Source organism: Tahibacter caeni, from assembly GCF_024609805.1.
GTDB lineage: Bacteria > Pseudomonadota > Gammaproteobacteria > Xanthomonadales > Rhodanobacteraceae > Tahibacter > Tahibacter caeni.
In genome coordinates, this window is record NZ_JANFVR010000657.1 from 1 (window position 1) to 1,101 (window position 1,101).

The 1,101-nt window shown below is 73.6% G+C and carries 1 protein-coding gene; it reads left to right on the top strand.

Going from position 1 to position 1,101, the window contains the following annotated elements:
• A partial coding sequence (locus tag NON22_RS24645) for an oligosaccharide flippase family protein (protein ID WP_257389619.1) occupies positions 1-1,101 on the top strand: 1,101 nt, incomplete at both ends.

A 1,101-nucleotide genomic window follows, 5' to 3' on the forward strand; every position in this document is an offset into this window, starting at 1 on the left:
CGGTCAAGCGCATCGCGCTCGCGCGCGCGGCCGGCGACGAGGCCGCGATCGCGCGCCAGGCGACCTCGGCGCTGACCGCGGTCGGCCTGTGCTCGCTGGCCGTCGCGCTCGCGGCGACGCCGCTGGCCGGCTGGCTGTCGGCGCTGCTGTTCCACGACGGCGGCGAGCGCCGTCTGCTCGTGCTGCTGGTCGCCTGGGGCGTGCCGTTCGCGGTCTGTGCGCAGGTCTACCGCGCGATGCTCAGCGCCGCGCGCGAGACGCGCCGGCTCGTGCTCGCGCAGGTGTCGTCCGACCTGATCGGGCTCGCGCTGTTCGTCGTGCTGATCTGGCGTCTCGACCTGTTCGGCGCCGTGCTCGCGCTGTCGCTGCTGCACGCGACCAAGTTCGCGCTGCTGTACGCCGGCGCGCGGCGCAGCTACGGCCGCGGCGCGGTCATGCCGCAGCCGGCCCGCTTCGCCTGGGAGGAACTGCGCGAGAACCTCGTCTACGGCGCGAACGGCCTGCTGCTCGTCGCGACCGGCATCGTCGTCGTGCTGGTCGTGTCACGCTGGATCATCGGCGCCTACGGCCTCGACGCCGCCGGCCTGTTCTCGACCGCATGGAAGGTCGCGACGGTCTATCTCGCCGCGATCTATGCGTCGGCCGGCAGCTACTACTTTCCGGCGCTCGCGGTCTGCGACGACGACCGCCGCCTCGGCGCGAAGATCGACGAGGCGCTGACGGTCTACCTGTACCTCGTGCCGCCGCTGATGGCCGCGATCGTGTTGTCGGCCGAATGGCTGATGCCGCTGCTGTTCAGCGCCGCGTTCGCGCCGGCGGCCGCGCTGCTGCTCCTGCTGCTGCCCGGCGACCTGTGCCGCGTCGTCGCGGAAACCCTGGGCCTGGCCCTGCTCGCGCGGCGGCGCCTGCGCGCCTACTGCGGACTGTATTTCGCCTGGGCGGTGCTGTACCTCGGACTGGCCGCGCTGCTGCTGCCGCGGCTGCAGCTGACCGGCGTCGCGCTCGCCTACCTGCTGTCGCAGGCGGCGCAGCTCGTGCTCGCCGCGATCGTCGTCGGCCGCGCCTTCGCCTATCGCGTCGGCCGCGCGGCGGCGTTCGCCC